The organism is Tumidithrix elongata BACA0141, from assembly GCF_036349135.1.
In the GTDB taxonomy this organism is placed as follows: Bacteria; Cyanobacteriota; Cyanobacteriia; order Pseudanabaenales; family Pseudanabaenaceae; genus Tumidithrix; species Tumidithrix elongata.
This window is the reverse complement of record NZ_JAZBJZ010000042.1, coordinates 25,610-42,043: the sequence shown is the minus strand read 5'-3', so window position 1 is coordinate 42,043 and position 16,434 is coordinate 25,610. Positions and strand designations below refer to the sequence as shown.

16 protein-coding genes and 1 pseudogene are annotated in these 16,434 nt (G+C 46.4%); 6 read left to right on the top strand and 11 right to left on the bottom strand.

What is annotated here, in order from left to right; all coding sequences use genetic code 11:
* Together V2H45_RS12055 and V2H45_RS12050 are read right to left on the bottom strand one after the other, a co-directional pair.
* Positions 1-582 (bottom strand): Rpn family recombination-promoting nuclease/putative transposase (locus V2H45_RS12055; RefSeq protein WP_408648772.1); only part of this gene is annotated, 582 nt, incomplete at its 3' end.
* 203 nt (positions 583-785) lie between these two features.
* Positions 786-1,367 carry an SMI1/KNR4 family protein gene (locus V2H45_RS12050; protein ID WP_330483903.1) on the bottom strand — a complete coding sequence of 194 codons (582 nt, stop codon included), beginning with the start codon at positions 1,365-1,367 and terminating at the stop codon, positions 786-788.
* Positions 1,368-1,427: 60 nt separating this feature from the next.
* Here V2H45_RS12050 and V2H45_RS12045 point away from each other — a divergent pair, with 60 nt between their 5' ends.
* Both V2H45_RS12045 and ilvA read left to right on the top strand, forming a co-directional pair.
* Positions 1,428-1,601 (top strand): hypothetical protein, encoded by a 174-nt coding sequence (locus tag V2H45_RS12045; RefSeq protein ID WP_330483902.1) that lies wholly within the window; start codon positions 1,428-1,430, stop codon positions 1,599-1,601.
* A gap of 280 nt (positions 1,602-1,881) precedes the next feature.
* Positions 1,882-3,393, top strand: coding sequence for a threonine ammonia-lyase, biosynthetic (gene ilvA / locus V2H45_RS12040; protein WP_330483901.1), 1,512 nt, complete (start codon positions 1,882-1,884; stop codon positions 3,391-3,393).
* A gap of 69 nt (positions 3,394-3,462) precedes the next feature.
* On the opposite strand, the gene V2H45_RS12035 is transcribed toward ilvA, so the two are convergent.
* Complete coding sequence (locus V2H45_RS12035; RefSeq protein WP_330483900.1) at positions 3,463-4,695, bottom strand: LL-diaminopimelate aminotransferase; 1,233 nt, start codon at positions 4,693-4,695, stop codon at positions 3,463-3,465.
* A gap of 57 nt (positions 4,696-4,752) precedes the next feature.
* Between V2H45_RS12035 and V2H45_RS25810 the strand changes: the two are divergent.
* Positions 4,753-4,833: pseudogene (locus V2H45_RS25810) on the top strand (DUF433 domain-containing protein); the annotation flags it as partial.
* 60 nt (positions 4,834-4,893) lie between these two features.
* Here V2H45_RS25810 and V2H45_RS12030 read toward each other — a convergent pair.
* Both V2H45_RS12030 and V2H45_RS12025 read right to left on the bottom strand, forming a co-directional pair.
* On the bottom strand, positions 4,894-5,208 hold the full coding sequence (locus V2H45_RS12030) for a HigA family addiction module antitoxin (RefSeq protein ID WP_330483899.1): 315 nt from the start codon (positions 5,206-5,208) through the stop codon (positions 4,894-4,896).
* Positions 5,209-5,215: 7 nt separating this feature from the next.
* On the bottom strand, positions 5,216-6,472 hold the full coding sequence (locus V2H45_RS12025) for an LCP family protein (protein WP_330483898.1): 1,257 nt from the start codon (positions 6,470-6,472) through the stop codon (positions 5,216-5,218).
* Between the two features lie 57 nt (positions 6,473-6,529).
* On the opposite strand from V2H45_RS12025, the gene V2H45_RS12020 reads away from it, so the two are divergent.
* On the top strand, positions 6,530-7,486 hold the full coding sequence (locus V2H45_RS12020) for an NDP-sugar synthase (RefSeq protein ID WP_330483897.1): 957 nt from the start codon (positions 6,530-6,532) through the stop codon (positions 7,484-7,486).
* Positions 7,487-7,563: 77 nt separating this feature from the next.
* Here the strand turns inward: V2H45_RS12020 and trpB are convergent, their stop codons facing one another.
* On the bottom strand, positions 7,564-8,796 hold the full coding sequence (trpB, locus tag V2H45_RS12015; protein WP_330483896.1) for a tryptophan synthase subunit beta: 1,233 nt from the start codon (positions 8,794-8,796) through the stop codon (positions 7,564-7,566).
* A 94-nt stretch (positions 8,797-8,890) separates the two neighbouring features.
* Complete coding sequence (locus V2H45_RS12010) at positions 8,891-9,424, bottom strand: type IV pilin-like G/H family protein (RefSeq protein WP_330483895.1); 534 nt, start codon at positions 9,422-9,424, stop codon at positions 8,891-8,893.
* 268 nt (positions 9,425-9,692) lie between these two features.
* On the opposite strand from V2H45_RS12010, the gene V2H45_RS12005 reads away from it, so the two are divergent.
* On the top strand, positions 9,693-11,666 hold the full coding sequence (locus V2H45_RS12005; protein WP_330483894.1) for a cation:proton antiporter: 1,974 nt from the start codon (positions 9,693-9,695) through the stop codon (positions 11,664-11,666).
* Between the two features lie 34 nt (positions 11,667-11,700).
* Here V2H45_RS12005 and V2H45_RS12000 read toward each other — a convergent pair whose 3' ends face one another.
* The 4 genes from V2H45_RS12000 to V2H45_RS11985 all read right to left on the bottom strand — a co-directional run bounded on the left by V2H45_RS12000 (position 11,701) and on the right by V2H45_RS11985 (position 14,856).
* A complete protein-coding gene (locus V2H45_RS12000) occupies positions 11,701-11,964 on the bottom strand; it encodes a hypothetical protein (RefSeq protein ID WP_330483893.1) in 264 nt (87 codons plus the stop codon).
* 118 nt (positions 11,965-12,082) lie between these two features.
* Positions 12,083-13,675: a serine/threonine-protein kinase gene (locus V2H45_RS11995; RefSeq protein ID WP_330483892.1), complete on the bottom strand. Its 1,593-nt coding sequence runs from the start codon at positions 13,673-13,675 to the stop codon at positions 12,083-12,085.
* Positions 13,676-13,700: 25 nt separating this feature from the next.
* Entirely contained in the window at positions 13,701-14,147 is a 447-nt protein-coding gene (locus V2H45_RS11990; RefSeq protein WP_330483891.1) for a lipopolysaccharide assembly protein LapA domain-containing protein, read from the bottom strand.
* A gap of 4 nt (positions 14,148-14,151) precedes the next feature.
* Entirely contained in the window at positions 14,152-14,856 is a 705-nt protein-coding gene (locus V2H45_RS11985; RefSeq protein ID WP_330483890.1) for a flavin prenyltransferase UbiX, read from the bottom strand.
* A gap of 262 nt (positions 14,857-15,118) precedes the next feature.
* On the opposite strand from V2H45_RS11985, the gene argJ reads away from it, so the two are divergent.
* Entirely contained in the window at positions 15,119-16,333 is a 1,215-nt protein-coding gene (argJ, locus tag V2H45_RS11980) for a bifunctional glutamate N-acetyltransferase/amino-acid acetyltransferase ArgJ (RefSeq protein WP_330483889.1), read from the top strand.
* Positions 16,334-16,434 lie beyond the last annotated feature (101 nt).

Genomic DNA, 16,434 nt, shown 5'->3' with positions numbered 1-16,434 from the left:
GGAAGAGGAAAACCCTGTCCACAACTTGTTTTTATTTCCCAACAACTCTATTATAGCGGTCGATGCGGCTACGTTGCTTTGTACTTGCTTATCGGCAATATTTTCAATTTGCCTTGCAACTTGTTTTAATGTCTCTTCAGGATTTTGGGTTTGAGATAATGTGGCAAAGGGGAAGAGTCCTTGGTATCGCTGAAATATTTCTGTGGGCTGCTCCCATAGTCTGATCGCGTTAAATTGATGGTTTAGCGTGCCAATGTTAAATGTGGTTTCATAGACTAGGGGGGATTGGCTGGGGGTAAGGTAGATGACGACTTGATGGATTTGTTTATCGGGAAATTTACGATACAGCCGCAGTCGATAATCTGCCATGCGGAAGGGGATATTTTGATTTGGCTCGGTTTGGAACTCAATATGCAGAATGATTTCTGCTGATTCGAGAAATATCACGGCATCGGCACGAATTGGCTCGACTGAGAGTTCGGAGGGTTCGAGTTTGGTTAGAAGGATCGCTTTGCCGAGTAGCCAATTGGCAAAGTCGGTGGGGAATGTCTCTGCGAGGAATTTACAGATGTTGTCGATCATCGTGGAATTTTATCATCTCAAGGGTATTTGAGAAGGAGTCAATCCATAGCTCAAATGATCGCTCACAAGTTTGAGAAAATCGCTTGCTTGTTTGGATAAAGATGTCTAGAACGATAGGATAGTTTCCAAGTAGATTTATTTGGTGCGTTTCATTTTATGAACACTCTCTACGCTACTAAAATCTAGATGAATTTGGATAGAAATTACTCCCAAAAGATAGCTGTTGGATTATGTTTTTTGCGTATAGCATTTTCGTCACTTTCATTTATCTCTCCATCTTCAAGCTGATCTACTGAATAAATACCTGATTCATGACATTCAGCTATTGTTAACATCATATTGGTAAGGCTAGAGTATTTCATCCAACTCCCACTTTCCATAAAGTACTTAAATACTGGTGATACTTTTGAGTTACTTTCGCTACAATCTACGAAATGATGCTCTTTAATATCCAGACTGAAGATTGGGAGCCATCTAATATTCCATATCTTAAATTCTGGACTATTTAATTCTACTAACTTGTTATACAAAGCTAACGCTCTTTCTAATGAATTAAAATTATCAAACATTGGATAAAGTATATTGTTCTCTAGACATTTGGAGGCGATACCATTATACCATTGAAATAGTTCGTATACCTCTTCGGAGAATTTGAATTCGTAACCACGGATTAACTCCTGAATTGTAGAATATGTCAAACCTTGCTGAAAGCATTCAGTAATAGATAGCTCTTTCTTTATCAGTTGAACCATTATTCGATCTAATGCATTTGTTAAATCTGACATAATAACCTCTAGATTAATATGGTTTAAAAGAACCCTTACGGGGGGACTGAACGCGCAATTTTGAAAGGTAATGCAATTACTCCAAATGCTCCTGTAATTGGAGTATTTCCCATGTTTATTGGAGCGATCGCCAATCTCACAAACCGAAAGAGATTCTCTCAAACTGGTAAAGATTATACCAATTTGATTGAGAACGCTATAGATAAGCATTTAGAGAGTTCCGACGTATGCTGAGGAGGGGCAAGAGCGATCGCTAGAACAACAAGCTAGATTTCAGGCAGAAGCGATCGCTGAGCGAGAGAAAATTGCGAAAGAACAAGCCGAAGCATTGCTAAAAAAATACAGAGATCGCTTCAGTGATATTCCTGAATAGAATGCTTGCTCGTTAAGTTTGTGGGCTGTTAGAAAAAGACCAGCGATCGCGGTGATTATTTGGGTTCTTCGATGGGTTCAGTCATACACTGGAGTAGAGTAAAATGATTATCCCCCTACGGCACTTTCTCCCCTGTTTGTCATGTCCTCTGACTATTTAAAACGAATTTTGACTGCCCGTGTCTATGATGTTGCCCAAGAGACACCCCTAGAGGTAGCTCCCAACCTATCAGCCCGACTGAATAATAAAATCTTGCTCAAGCGCGAAGATATGCAGTCGGTATTTTCGTTTAAGTTGCGGGGTGCTTACAACAAGATGGCTCAGTTAACGCCCGAACTCTTGGCACAAGGGGTAATTGCTGCCTCAGCAGGAAATCATGCCCAAGGCGTTGCCCTCTCTGCGCGTCAGCTAGGAACGCGCGCGATTATTGTCATGCCCATGACCACGCCGCAGGTCAAGGTCGATGCTGTCAAAGCACGCGGCGGTATGGTGATCTTGCATGGTGACACCTATGACGACGCCTATGCCTATGCTCGAAAACTAGAAGCCGAGAAAGGACTGACCTTCATTCATCCCTTTGATGACCCCGATGTGATTGCAGGGCAGGGCACAATTGGTATGGAAATTTTGCGGCAATGCCAGAAGCCAATTCATGCAATTTTTGTTGCGATCGGGGGAGGGGGCTTGATTTCTGGGATTTCTGCCTATGTCAAACAATTACGTCCTGAAATTAAGATTATTGGGGTTGAGCCGATCGATTCCGATGCGATGTCGCGATCGCTAGAAATAGGACATCGGGTGCGTCTACCTCAAGTCGGTTTATTCGCTGATGGGGTGGCGGTGAGAGAAGTCGGTGTGGAAACCTTCCGTTTGTGCCAGCAATTTGTGGATGAAGTCATTCTGGTGGGAACCGATGATATCTGCGCGGCAATCAAAGATGTCTTTGAAGATACGCGCTCCATTTTAGAGCCTGCGGGGGCTTTAGCGATCGCGGGGGCAAAAGCCTATGTAGAACGCGAACAAATCACAGGGCAAACCCTTGTTGCCGTTGCCTGTGGCGCTAATATGAACTTCGATCGCCTTCGCTTTGTAGCAGAGAGAGCGGAGTTAGGGGAACATCGCGAAGCAATTTTTGCTGTGGCAATTCCCGAGTCACCTGGAAGTTTGCGGCGGTTTTGTGAAAGTATTGGCAGACGCAATCTCACCGAATTTAGCTATCGCATTGCCGATGCGAAGGAAGCCCATATTTTTGTAGGGGTGCAAATTCAGAATCGGGCGGATGCGGTCAAGATGTTAGAAACCTTTGAAGCTAGCGGGCTTAAAACTGTCGATCTTACCGATGACGAACTCACGAAATTACATTTGCGTCACATGGTCGGTGGGCGATCGCCTCTTGCCCATAACGAGCTACTCTATCGCTTTGAGTTCCCCGAACGTCCGGGAGCTTTGATGAAGTTCGTCGATTCCATGAGTCCCAACTGGAACATCAGCTTGTTTCACTATCGCAATAACGGTGCTGACTACGGGCGCATTGTGGTTGGCATTCAAGTGCCACCCCATGAGATGGAAGCATGGCATGAATTTCTCGATACCCTTGGCTATCACTATTGGGATGAGAACGAAAACCCTGCTTACAAATTATTTTTGGGCTAGATAAAAGAATTCACCTAGATCTTATTCCCCTCTCCTTAAAGGAGAGGGGCTAGGAGAGAGGTTCTTAACTTACTTCAACTTGTCTAGAATCCGTTTCATCGCTTCTTCTACATTTTCGCGGCTGTTGAATGCGGAAATGCGGAAATAGCCTTCCCCTGCGGCGCCAAAACCAGAGCCGGGAGTTCCCACTACATTTACTGTTTGTAGCAACTTATCAAAAAAGTCCCAACTGGATAAGCCATTGGGCGTTTTTACCCAAACATAGGGGGCATTGATGCCACCATAGACCGCTAACCCTGCGGCGGTGAGTTGTTCGCGAATTATCTTGGCATTTTCCATATAGAAACCGATCAATGCCTTAATCTGTGCCTGCCCTGCTTCAGAATAGACCGCTTCAGCGCCTCGCTGGACAATATAAGAAACTCCGTTAAATTTCGTGGATTGACGACGATTCCAGAGTTTCCATAGTTCCACATCCGAACCATCAGAGGCTTTGGCTGTTAAGGTTTTAGGCACAACGGTAAGCGCACAACGAGTTCCAGTAAAGCCTGCATTTTTTGAGAAGGAACGAAACTCGATCGCACAGTCTCTCGCTCCTTCTATCTCATAAATCGAGTGGGGCAGTTCTGGATCGGTGATAAAGGCTTCGTAGGCAGCATCAAAAAAGATAATCGAACCATGGGCTTTGGCATAGTCAACCCACGCCTTTAGATATTCCTTTGTAGCGGTAGCCCCTGTAGGGTTGTTAGGAAAGCAGAGATAAATCAAATCAACCTTCTCAGAGGGAATCTCGGCGACAAAGTCATTCTCCGCTGAGATTGGTAAATAGACTAAGCCGCCATATTCGCCCTTGTCATTCATTTCCCCTGTGTTACCAGCCATCACATTCGTGTCTACATACACAGGGTAAACGGGGTCAGTTACCGCGATCGCGTTGTCATGTCCAAAAATGTCGAGAATATTGCCACAATCGCACTTAGAGCCATCCGAGATAAAAATTTCAGAGGCATCGATCGCACAGCCTCGCGCTTGGAAATCATGGGCAGCAATTTTCTCTCGCAACCAAGCATAGCCTTGCTCTGGCCCATAGCCTTTAAAACTAGCGCGATCGCCCATGTCTTGAACGGCTAGCGTCATTGCCGTGCGGCAGGCTTCAGGAAGTGGCTCTGTGACATCGCCAATGCCCAACCGAATAATTTTGGCATCAGGATTTGCTTCGGCATATGCATTTACCCGCCGAGCAATTTCTGGAAAAAGATAACCCGCCTTGAGTTTGAGATAGTTACTATTGATCGTTGCCATAGCAAATGATGACTTTGGATTGTGACTGAATATTACTAACCTAGTATGCGACAAAAAGAAGACATCCAAGCCTGTTTTGCCTTTGCGGCAGATCGAGATCGGAGACTAACTGTAATTCCCTATGAAATTGCTGTTTGATAAAAACTTTTCTCCAAAACTACCATGCATACTAGCCTCAGATCCCCCTTTTCATTTTCACTAAACTTGCATTGGTTGCTGATTATTCAAAGACAAACGAGGCTTAATCGTTTTTTGAATCTCTTCTCCTGTTAACTGCTCAGCCGATCTCAATTCATAAGACTTTTGCAAATTAAGCCCTAATTCAGCACCCGTACCAAACCATCGCCCCAAACGTAAAGCAGTATCAGCCGTTATGCCTCTTTGTCCGTTTAAAATTTGAGTCACACGGTTGGTGGGAATATGAAGCGATCGCGCCAGTTCAGATGCACTCAATCCTAGTTCTACAAGCTCATCTGCTAAAATCTCTCCAGGGTGAATGGGGGGGCTTGTCATGGGTGTTTCAATTAGTTGACTGACTATTTGAAGTGTCTTGACGTTTGACCTGAAATTTGCCGTCGATCGCTTGAGCAGCTTGCTCAGGCGTGGTAATCCAATAGCTGTAGCGAAATTCATTCGGGTCGCTCGGTCTGCCGGGCAAGGTGAAAGATTGAACTTGGTTGGGTTTGAGGCTGAGACTAAAAGTCCCCAGTGCCAACATTTCATCAAAGCTCAGATCGGTATCCACATGTCGCCGCAGCACCGTCACCAGATCGTTGAGCTTTAGGACGAGGGTTGGGTTACTTAATTTGGCTTTGAGCGCTTTTAGCAGAACTTGTTGTCGCTTAATCCGCCCAATATCCCCTTCTTCGTCATGGCGAAATCGTACAAATCCTTCTGCTTGTTTGCCATTCAGCACTTGCACGCCGGGGTAAAGATCGATGTCGAGTTTTTGCGTCTTATCGACATAGCGCATGCGCTTGGGAACGTTTACCTCCAAGCCACCCAAGACATCGACCAAATCGACTAAACCTGCTGTATCAATGCGGACATAATGGTCAATATTGACATCATTGAGCGTCTCTGACACCGTTGATTTGGCTAAAGCTGCCCCGCCATAAACATTGGCAGCATTGATCTTTGTGCGTCCTGCGCCGGGGATGGGTACTTGCGTATCGCGAGGGACAGAGAGGATGGTGAGAGAGCGATCGTAGGGGTCAAACCGAATCAGTAGCATGGTGTCGCTACGACCGTTAAAAGACTCTGGCGAATCGAGGGGAGCCCCGGGGACGCGATCGATCCCTAAGACTAAGATCTGCAAGGGGCGATCTAGTTTGCGACCCAAGGCTTCAACAAAGACTTCTTCGGGGTTACGTCCCTTGAGCAGCCCCATCCAGTCCAGATTATTGATTGGGACAAATTTTGCTAAAAGAATGCCCCCACCCACTGCGATCGCGGTGATCGTGGCAAGTGTAATTTTCCCCCAAGGAATTTTGCGCTGCTTGGGTTTTATTTGATTAGACGGATTTTGTTCTAATGGTGAAAAATTAGGGGTGAACGCGGCTTCGGTTTTCGCTTCGGTAAAGGGGGGGAATCCCGAGTCTGATTGCGTAGATGGCTCAACAGGCTTTATGGCTGGCTGCGGCATTGGTCGTTGAATTGACTGGGAGGATAGAGATTCAATCGGCGACTGAGGAGTCTGCCTGAGGGTGTGAACTGTTTGCAGGGGCGTAATACCCTGACCTCCAGTTTGCTGTTCTGACCTAGGTCTATTCGTCACTCAACACAACCTAATTCTATAATTCACACTAGTAACATATACTGCAAGCCAATAACTATGCAAGCGATCATTATTGCCGGAGGCAAAGGAACACGCCTAAGACCCTTGACTTATGGCTGTCCTAAACCAATGCTACCTCTTTTAGATCGACCATTTTTAGCATGGATGATCGATCGCTGCCGAGATGCAGGCGTCTACGACATTTTGCTGAATGTGCATTATCAAGCCCAACAGGTCACAGATTATTTTGAAACAGGCGATCGCTTTGGCGTAAAAATTCGCTACATCGAAGAATCTACGCCTTTAGATACAGCGGGCGCAATTAAATTGGCAGAGCCCTACCTAACGGGCGAGTCTCTGATTGTGTTTAATGCGGATGTACTTACCGATTTAGACTTAAACGCAGTGATTAAGTTCCATAAGGCTAATCAAGCTGATGCTACGCTCACCCTGACAAGGGTTCCAGACATCACACCTTTTGGTTTGGTTGAGATAGATCCAAATCACCAAGTCCAAGCATTTCGAGAAAAGCCCACAGCAGCCCAAGCCGTGGAATTTTTGGCGCAAGGCATCAATACGATTAATGCGGGAACCTACATTTTGGAACCTCACATTTTTGATGCCTATCCTCAAGGAGAACCGCTGAGTTTTGAACGGGTAGTATTTCCAAATGTATTATCTCAAGGATTGAAGATGATGGGATTTGTCTGGGATGGTTATTGGATGGATTTGGGAACCCCAGAAAAATATTGTCAAGCACATGTGGATATTCTAGAAGGAGCGATGCCTTTTGGACTTTCTGAATCTAATGAGTCCACCGAACAGGGAATCTGGATCGCTAAGACGGCGGAAGTCAACCCTCAAGCGACATTGGCATCTCCTTGCTATATTGGCGATCGCGTCAAGGTCGGCGCAAATGCGAATATTCCAGCAAACACGATTATTGGAGCGAATTCTCTTGTCGATCGCGCCATTTCTCAGGGGATTTATGCGCCAGGTTCGATATTGATTTAGTCCAAATCCAATTTGGGGGCAGTCTTCCCATGACTGTCCCCAAATTGAATTCTTTCAATGTAGAACCTTTAGCTGATTTATTCCAGCTTTAAGTGCTGAATTACCGTATTTACATCTTTATCACCACGTCCAGAGCAGTTGAGTACAATTCGTTGGTCGGCGGTGAGTTGAGGGCAGAGGGTTTCTAGATAAGCGATCGCATGGGCGGTTTCTAAGGCAGGGATAATTCCCTCCAGTTGAGATAGACGTTGGAAAGCGACGAGGGCTTCGGCATCGGTGACGCTATAGTATTCGGCTCTGCCAGCATCCTTGAGATAGCTATGTTCTGGACCTACACCGGGGTAATCTAAGCCTGCACTAATGGAATGGGCTTCTTGGACTTGACCATCGCTATCTTGGAGCAAATAGCTCATGGCTCCATGCAAAACTCCGATTCTACCGTGGGTCAAGGTTGCGGCATGTTTCTCGGTATCCACTCCTTCCCCTGCGGCTTCAACCCCAATTAAGCGCACTGTCTTTTCATCTACGAACTCATGGAATAAGCCCATGGCATTGGAACCACCGCCAACGCAGGCAAGTAGAATATCTGGCAATCCACCCCATTTTTCAAGGCATTGCTTTCTGGTTTCGCGACCGATTACGGCATGAAAATCGCGCACCAGCATGGGATAGGGATGAGGGCCTGCAACAGAACCAAGGATATAGTGGGTTGTTTCTACATTCGTCACCCAATCGCGAATGGCTTCTGAGGTGGCATCCTTAAGCGTACCGGTGCCAGCCGAGACGGGACGAACTTCAGCACCCATCAAACGCATCCGAAATACGTTTAAGGCTTGGCGTTCCATATCTTGTACGCCCATGTAGATCACGCAATCAAGCCCGAATCTGGCACAAACCGTAGCTGTGGCAACCCCATGCTGGCCTGCACCCGTTTCGGCAATAATGCGTTTTTTACCCATGCGGCATGCCAATAAGGCTTGTGCCAAGGCGTTGTTAATTTTATGCGCACCTGTGTGGTTTAAATCTTCACGTTTTAGATAAATTTGGGCAGTGCCATAGTGAGCCGTAAGCCGTTCGGCAAAATACAAAGGGCTGGGTCTGCCCACATAATCGCGCAAATAACCATCTAGCTCTTGTGTAAAGCTCGCATCATTTTGGTAAAACTTCGCCGCTGTTTCTAGTTCGCTCAGCGCACTCATGAGGGTTTCTGGCACGTATTTCCCACCAAAAACACCAAATCGCCCTAGCGCATCGGGACGGCTAGCAAGGGAGTTGGGCTGAGCATTGGGTTTGAGTGGTGTCTGAGTCATGGAAGTTTAGCGCGAGGTATTTATGAGATGTGACTGTAGCTAGGATAGCAAATAGATCAATCTAAAAAATCTACCCTAGACGATTCTCAACAGCTTAATTTGCGGCGGACGAGCCCGTAGGACAAGTGAGTACATCCGTGGCTGACTTTGGTGGAGTAGAAACTTCGGGTGGGGTTTGAGAGGGCTGATCGGTGGCGCAGACAATCCCCATGGTCAATTCATTGCCAGTTTCCCCAACCACAAATACTGAAACAGTATAGCTTTTGATTTCAGGCTTTTTCGCAGTAGCTGTGACTTTGACCTGTTTGGGTTTGACCTCAGCTACCTCAAATTTATAACTTTCCGTATCGGTTTTAATGCCTAGCCCGAGTTCATCGACTGTACTAGCAAACTTACCTTTCTCCAGAAAAAATGCTTGTTGCCCTCTCATTACGGAATTGCTGTAAAGTTTGCCAGAGGATTCGTAGGCTTTGTTGAGATTGGGTACGGTTGCATCTGTACTAGTTGGAGATGGGCTGGCTAGAGATGGGCTGGGCGTGCTGTTGGCTAAAGGTTTAGGCGTACAACCTGTAGAGAAAGCGATCGCAGCGATCGCGACTAAGCTCATTCTAAAATGGCATTTATTCATAGATTTTAAGTATTAGTTTGTAACAATATGGAGAATTGTAGATGGAAATCTCGTGTTCGTTAAAACTTCATAACTGATTGAGGATGGCAACAACAACCTGCTTGAGAAAGTTGGCAAAATGAATCGCAATCAGATATGTTAAGGCTACATAACTTGACCGAGTTTATCTGTTGGCGTTAGTCCCGCGATCGCAACCATCCCTAAAATTGTTTTTAAATGAATTGATTGACTGCCTCAGCCTAATGACCAAATACCAACGCACAGACTGATGGAAGGGTCTTTTGCTCTCACACTGCTAATTATCACCTCAATTGGGGCTGGAGTTTTAGCACAGGTGGTTGCTAACTTTTTTAGAGTACCAAGCATCGTGTTTTTGCTGATTTTTGGCGTGGCTTTGGGGGGCAATGGCTTAAATATCATTCATCCTCGTTTGCTCGGCGATGGGCTTGAAGTCATCGTCTCGCTCTCGGTCGCGCTGATTTTGTTTGAAGGGGGGCTAAACTTACAACTGCGAGAACTGAGCAAGGTTTCTGCCAGCCTCCGCAATCTGGTTACGGTGGGGGCTTTAATTACCCTGGTGGGGGGTGGCGTTGCTGCCCATTGGTTGAGCGAATTTCCTTGGCCGATCGCGTTTTTATATGCGGCTTTGGTGGTAGTTACGGGTCCAACGGTGATCAACCCAATTTTGCAAGAGGTGGGGCTCGAACGACGACTCGCCACGATTCTTGAGGGTGAGGGAGTGCTGATCGATGCCCTTGGTGCTGTGCTTGCCGTGGTGGTCTTAGATGTTGTCTTGAATGTTGACGCCAATGCTTCAGAGGTGGTTCAAGGCTTGGTGGTGCGGCTTGGCATTGGTGGCGCAATCGGCGGGGCAGGGGGATGGTTTCTGAGTCAGTTTTTAAAGCGATCGCAGTTTCTTGCCGAAGATACCAAAAGTTCGGTCGTGGTTGCTGCTGTCTTGGGGCTATTTGGGTTAGCGCAAATGATTCAAAGCGAATCGGGGCTGTTAACAGCGGTACTCGCAGGAATTGTCGTCCGAGCCGCCGCGATTCCCGATCAGAGGCTGTTGTTAAAGTTTAAAAGTCAGTTAACCGTACTGACCGTATCAGTTCTATTCGTGTTATTGGCAGCCAATCTCTCGATTCCGAGTTTATTTGCTCTGGGATGGGGGGGCGTACAGACGGTACTGTTGATGATGCTGGTGGTGCGTCCGCTCAATATTCTGGTTTGTACGTGGAATAGCAGTTTTAGTTGGCGGCAAAAAGCTTTCTTAGCTTGGTGCGCCCCTAGGGGCATTGTGGCAGCTTCGGTGGCTTCTTTATTTGCGATTTTGCTAACCGATCGCGGCGTCAATGGCGGAGACTCGATCAAAGCGTTGGTGTTTCTCACGATCGCCATGACCGTATTTTTACAGGGCTTAACGGCAAAATGGATCGCCAAATTACTGCGACTGAGCGAACTGGAGACTTCAGGATTGGTGATTGTTGGCAGTAATCCGATTGGGATTTTGGTGGCGCGACTGTTTCAAAACAACGGTCAGCGGGTGGCGCTGGTCGATACCAGTGCTGAATCCTGTAAATTGGCGATCGCCCAGAATATTCCTGCCTTTGTCAGTAATGGTTTTGATGCCAAAGCCTTGGCAGAGGCAGGGCTAGATTCGGTCGGCACTTTCTTGGCTTTGACGGTGAATACCGATATCAATTTGGTGATTTCGCAGTTGGTTGTAGAAGAATTTCGTCCGCCCAAGGTTTTTGCTGTCTATGTAAAAGATGGAGACAAAAAGGAAGTCAATGGTTCCGAGATTCAGCAGGCGTTTGGCAGTCGCGTTCCGATCAAGACTTGGAACCAATATGTCAGCCAAAGAGAAATTCGGATTGGTGAAGTTACGCTTGAAACAGAAGAACTCGATCGCCAACTCAGCCGCTTTAACCAACTATTTAACACTGGAACCATACTCCCTCTCTTGTTTGAACGAAAGGAACGCCTGCAAATCGTCCCTGCAAATATTACTTGGGAAAATGGCGATCGGATTATCTATCTAATGCATACTCCTAGAGTTCTGCTTCCCAGCAATTCCGACTCTCCTAGTCTTGAACCCGAGCAGTTGGCGGAGTTAGGGAATAGCGAAGTCACGATTGAAGTTAAACCCGAAGCGATACCCTTAGTACCTAAAACCCTTGATTTAAATCGCGATCGAGACTATCTAAATATGGCAAGAGAGGTTTTGAAAAAGTTAAAATAACACAATATTAATCGCGAGGAGGCTAAATAAGCAGTTATTTGCGATCTCTTTCTATCTCAGCGATCGCTTGGCCAATGCACCATTCACGATCTTTCCCAGGATGCTTACTTCTCGTCTCTTCAATCATTCGTTTTGCTGACGGCACATTTCCTTTGAGAAGCACAAGCAATCTGCGTCCCCGACCTGTATCAAACTCCTCTGGAATCAATGGTTTTGTCACTTTACGAGGACGATTGCTGAGTAAGTACCAGACCAGCAATAGAACTATCAGGGGCACGAGTAGAAATACATAAGCCATGGGAACGATCTCCTAGAGTTGTAAATAACGTCAAAGTCTTCGATCCCTTGCTCCATGAGAAACGGGGGCAGTGAGTTTGGAGTCAGAGGGTTTAAAATTGCAATGTATAAATCTTTGCCTAGAAGCATTTCTGTAAAAAAATATTTCTATTGAGACTTTGTCCTGACTCCTCTCTAAACACAAAAGGTAAATGCCCCGGTGGAGGTGTTTGGAAATTGGGCAGACGCCCGTCTACATATTCCCAGCGATATTTTTGACGATCGTAGCGCGTATCGAGCAACCACTCACCTGTGAGCGATCGCCAACCCACCTTACTATACATTTTTTGCCAATCTTTTCCTTCTGATTCGTAAATCTTTTTTTGAGCAGTGAAACCCAGATTGCCATTACTGGCTTGAAGCCAAAGTTGATCGATTAAAACGATGCCTGCACAGGAAAGATTATTTAACTCATCTGGGTGGAAGGTTCCATCCCCATAGGATTTATCCCCAGCAAGTCTCAGCATAAGATTGTAGGTCTCTGCATCGGCTGCTTGCCAGTTGCTTTGCTTGAGATAGCTCCGTAATCGATCGTAGTCCACTGCCTCCTTTGGTAACTGAGGTTTGGCAATACTAGCAGGTGAGCTATTATTATCAGGTGCAAAAGTAGAAGAGGAACTCGCAACTGGATTGGAACTTCCTACCTCTTTGGGAGGGGAAGGGGGATTTAAGAAATTGATCACTGCGATCGCGGCAATTACAGATACCCCAACACCCGTTATGATTTGCCAAGGGTTGTAAGTAGGACGTGGTTTAGTATTGCTGGGCAGAACAGAAGAGATTGGCAAGGGAGATGGAGATAACTGAATGGAATTTTGATCGAAAGGTTGCAACAAGAGTAAATAGGGTAGGTGCTGTAAATCATTGAGAACTTGATCGACCGTTTGGTAGCGAAGTTTAGGGTTGTAGCTGATCATTTTGTCAAGAATTGCCCCAAACTCGTCGCTAACTTTGGCATGGGAGCGCCATTCGATCTCACCAAAGTCTCCGCGCAAAAATTGACTAGGATGCATTCCCGACAATGCTTGTAATGCCACCATTCCCAATGCAAAGATGTCGCTATTGGTAGAAGATTTTCCATGGGACTGATCGATAGACATATATCCAGGGGTTCCAATTGGCAGGGTTCCTTTATGGGAGCTATCGATATCGTTCGCTTCTACTTGCACCTGTTTCACCGTCCCAAAATCAATTAGAACGATTTTATCGTCATCATGTCGTCTGATCAGGTTGCTAGGCTTGATGTCACGGTGAATTACACCACGGCTATGCACAAAAACTAAAATCTCTAAAACATCCCTAACTAGTTTGGCGACTCTAGATTCAGCCATTTGACTGCCGGGTGGAATCTCTTTGCTAATTGGATGCCCGTCAATAAATTCTAGAACGAGATACCATTCATCATTTTCTTGAATGGAAGCATATAACTGGGGAATCTGATCGTGCTTGAGTTTTCCAAGCGCTTGCAGTGTTTCTGCTTCTATTTTAAATAGTTCTAGCGCTTTACTGGTAAATAGCGGGTCTTTATTATTGGGATTGAGATGCTTAACCACACATTTTGAATGTTTCGGTATAGGCAACTGTAGATCTTCAGCAAGATAGGTTTGGGCAAACCCCCCCTCTGCTAGGTCGCGGATGATCTTGTAACGCCCTTTTAATACTTGTCCCTTCATATTTTTCTTTCAGCCAACAGGAAGATTAAAAATCATCTGGACGCTCGATATCCCTTATATATTTGACATCAATTACCTGTTCGTCGTCATCATACCGAAGAAAATCATTGTTCGCTTTTCGAGTGGTTTCCCGTTGTTGATTTGTCTTTCCATATTTAACCGTTTCCTCGTCATCTTCTTCGTAATCCTCGTCATCATCTTCTTCGTACTCATCTCTTACTGCTGCGATCGCCCGACGACGTAACCAATCGGCAATCCAGTTGATCGCTGCTGCTGCGATCGCGCCACTGATAAATGCGACGAGCATTGCTAGGCTAAGGGGTATCGGCATTGTAGCTTGCCCCAAGAAGAATATGCTAACCAGGGGTTGTAAGTTCTGGATAAATATCGCAGCCAAGAAGGTAATCGCACAACCTAAAAGGATGAGGCGACCGATGGGGAGTGAGGTTTTAGCGAATCGATCTCTAGCCATAGTTCTAAGTGTATTCCTCTATTCGCCGATCTTGAGGGATAGCTGAGATTGCATGAATTGGATCGACTGAATCGACGGGATCTGAACTGGTTCTGCCTTGCCAACGCTTAATGATATCGGCATCGATATCTAACTGGTCAAAGGTGCGTGCCACCACAAAATCTACCAGATCTTCAATTGTACGCGGCTGATGATACCAAGCGGGAATCGCAGGCACAATCCTCGCGCCTGCTTCTGCTAGGGCGGTAAGGTTGCGGAGGTGAATTAAGCTCAGGGGGGTCTCTCTCGGCACGATCACCAACTTACGACCTTCCTTGAGATGAACGTCGGCAGCCCGTTCGAGCAAGTCCGAACTTAACCCATGGGCAATTTTTGCCACGGTAGCCATGCTGCATGGTGTGACCACCATCCCCAAAGTCCGAAATGAACCGCTAGCAATATTAGCCCCGACATCAGACCAAGAATGACAGGTGAGCTGACCGCTATTTTCTTGACAGCGATCGCGCCAAAATTGTTCTTGCTGCTTGGGATTACTGGGCATTGCGCCTAAATTTTCGGACTGCCACACCATGATGGCGGCTTTAGAGGCAACGAGTTCTACCCTGTAGTGATTTGCGAGTAAAAACTTGAGCGATCGGACGGCATAGATCATACCTGATGCCCCAGAAACACCCATGGCGATGGGTCGATCTTTCAGCAGATTATCCATGAGTTAGACACTCGATCGATTGGGTTGGGTGAACTGGGGTTATTGACATTTTTATTTCAAGGATGTTGCGATTCAGTAGGTTGCGATCGCTTGCCTAGTCTAATCTATTCGTAATTTAACTGGTTATTTTACGGATATGGATTTTGTACGGCGTTTGCAGCCTACTGGAGATTGAGATTCCTGATTGATATTTTTGATTCATTCGCCTTTTCAGGCTTGCGTATAATCTGATAGACCTTTGTAAATTCTTGAGTAAAGACCTATGTCAGAGTGGCGTGAGATTTCTGGGAATGTGACGGCAGCAAAAGGCTACAAAGCCGCAGGTATCACAGCAGGACTAAAACCATCCGGTGCGCCCGATTTGGCACTGATTGTCTCTGATGTGCCCGCGATCGCCGCAGGCGTATTTACAAAATCTTGCGTTCGGGCTGCTTGCGTAGACTTTAATCGCCAAGTATTGCAATCAGGCGTAAAGGTAAAAGCCATTCTCGTTAATGCGGGGCAAGCCAATGCCAGCACTGGCGAAGAAGGTTGGCGCAATGCCGTGGAATGTGCCGAACTCGTGCAAAAAGCTTTGGGGATTGAAGAAGGGGTAATGGTTGCCTCCACGGGCGTAATTGGCAAACAACTACGCATGGACTTAATGCGCCCAGGAATTGTGAAGGTGGCTGAGGCACTCTCGGCAGAGGGGGGAGACAATGCAGCTAAAGCGATCGTGACTACCGATACCGTCACCAAGTCCATTGCTCTCGAAGGTACGATCTCGGGTCATACAATTCGGATTGGAGGAATCTGCAAAGGTTCGGGCATGATTCATCCCAATATGGCGACGATGCTGGCATTTGTCACCTGTGATGCGGCGGTTGCGCCCGCACTTTGGCAAGACATGGTAAGCCGCGTCGCGGACAATAGCTTTAACCAAGTCACCGTCGATGGCGATACCAGTACGAACGATATGCTGGTTGCCCTCAATAACGGTCAGTCTGGCGCTCCAGAAATTACGGATGCCGCATCCCCTGAAGCAAAGCAATTGGAGGCGATGTTGACAGAAGTGGGTGTCTATCTTGCCAAAGCGATCGCGCGGGATGGTGAAGGTGCAACCTGTTTGATCGAAGTGACTGTCAGTGGAGCCTCTGACCAAGCTGCCGCCAGACAAATTGCCAAAACCATTGTGGGTTCCTCGCTGGTTAAATCAGCCGTGTTTGGTCGCGATCCTAACTGGGGCAGAATTGCCGCCGCCGCAGGGCGATCGGGTGTATATTTCGATCAAAACAAGCTCAATATTCACCTTGGCGAGTTTGTGATGATGGCAGATGGATCGCCCCAAGATTACGATCGCAACGCCGCCAGTAACTATCTTAAAAATCCTACGGTTCAGATTGCAGTCAGTGTGGGGGATGGGGATGGTGTCGGCACTGCTTGGGGCTGCGATCTGAGCTACGACTACGTCAAGATCAATGCTGAGTACACAACCTAGACCTAATCAATGGGCGATTTACTGAATAGACAAAGTATTTTAATCCGCAAAAAACAATGACTTAACTTATGATTAAACTAATTTGTCACTCATGAGTGACA

Excerpts from the sequence above, each read along its gene's own strand:
- V2H45_RS12050 (WP_330483903.1), bottom strand. The coding sequence starts at position 1,367 with ATGTCAGATTTAACAAATGCATTAGATCGAATAATGGTTCAACTGATA.
- ilvA (WP_330483901.1), top strand. The coding sequence starts at position 1,882 with ATGTCCTCTGACTATTTAAAACGAATTTTGACTGCCCGTGTCTATGAT.
- V2H45_RS12035 (WP_330483900.1), bottom strand. The coding sequence starts at position 4,695 with ATGGCAACGATCAATAGTAACTATCTCAAACTCAAGGCGGGTTATCTT.
- V2H45_RS12030 (WP_330483899.1), bottom strand. The coding sequence starts at position 5,208 with ATGACAAGCCCCCCCATTCACCCTGGAGAGATTTTAGCAGATGAGCTT.
- V2H45_RS12020 (WP_330483897.1), top strand. The coding sequence starts at position 6,530 with ATGCAAGCGATCATTATTGCCGGAGGCAAAGGAACACGCCTAAGACCC.
- trpB (WP_330483896.1), bottom strand. The coding sequence starts at position 8,796 with ATGACTCAGACACCACTCAAACCCAATGCTCAGCCCAACTCCCTTGCT.
- V2H45_RS12010 (WP_330483895.1), bottom strand. The coding sequence starts at position 9,424 with ATGAATAAATGCCATTTTAGAATGAGCTTAGTCGCGATCGCTGCGATC.
- V2H45_RS12005 (WP_330483894.1), top strand. The coding sequence starts at position 9,693 with ATGGAAGGGTCTTTTGCTCTCACACTGCTAATTATCACCTCAATTGGG.
- V2H45_RS12000 (WP_330483893.1), bottom strand. The coding sequence starts at position 11,964 with ATGGCTTATGTATTTCTACTCGTGCCCCTGATAGTTCTATTGCTGGTC.
- V2H45_RS11995 (WP_330483892.1), bottom strand. The coding sequence starts at position 13,675 with ATGAAGGGACAAGTATTAAAAGGGCGTTACAAGATCATCCGCGACCTA.
- V2H45_RS11990 (WP_330483891.1), bottom strand. The coding sequence starts at position 14,147 with ATGGCTAGAGATCGATTCGCTAAAACCTCACTCCCCATCGGTCGCCTC.
- V2H45_RS11985 (WP_330483890.1), bottom strand. The coding sequence starts at position 14,856 with ATGGATAATCTGCTGAAAGATCGACCCATCGCCATGGGTGTTTCTGGG.
- argJ (WP_330483889.1), top strand. The coding sequence starts at position 15,119 with ATGTCAGAGTGGCGTGAGATTTCTGGGAATGTGACGGCAGCAAAAGGC.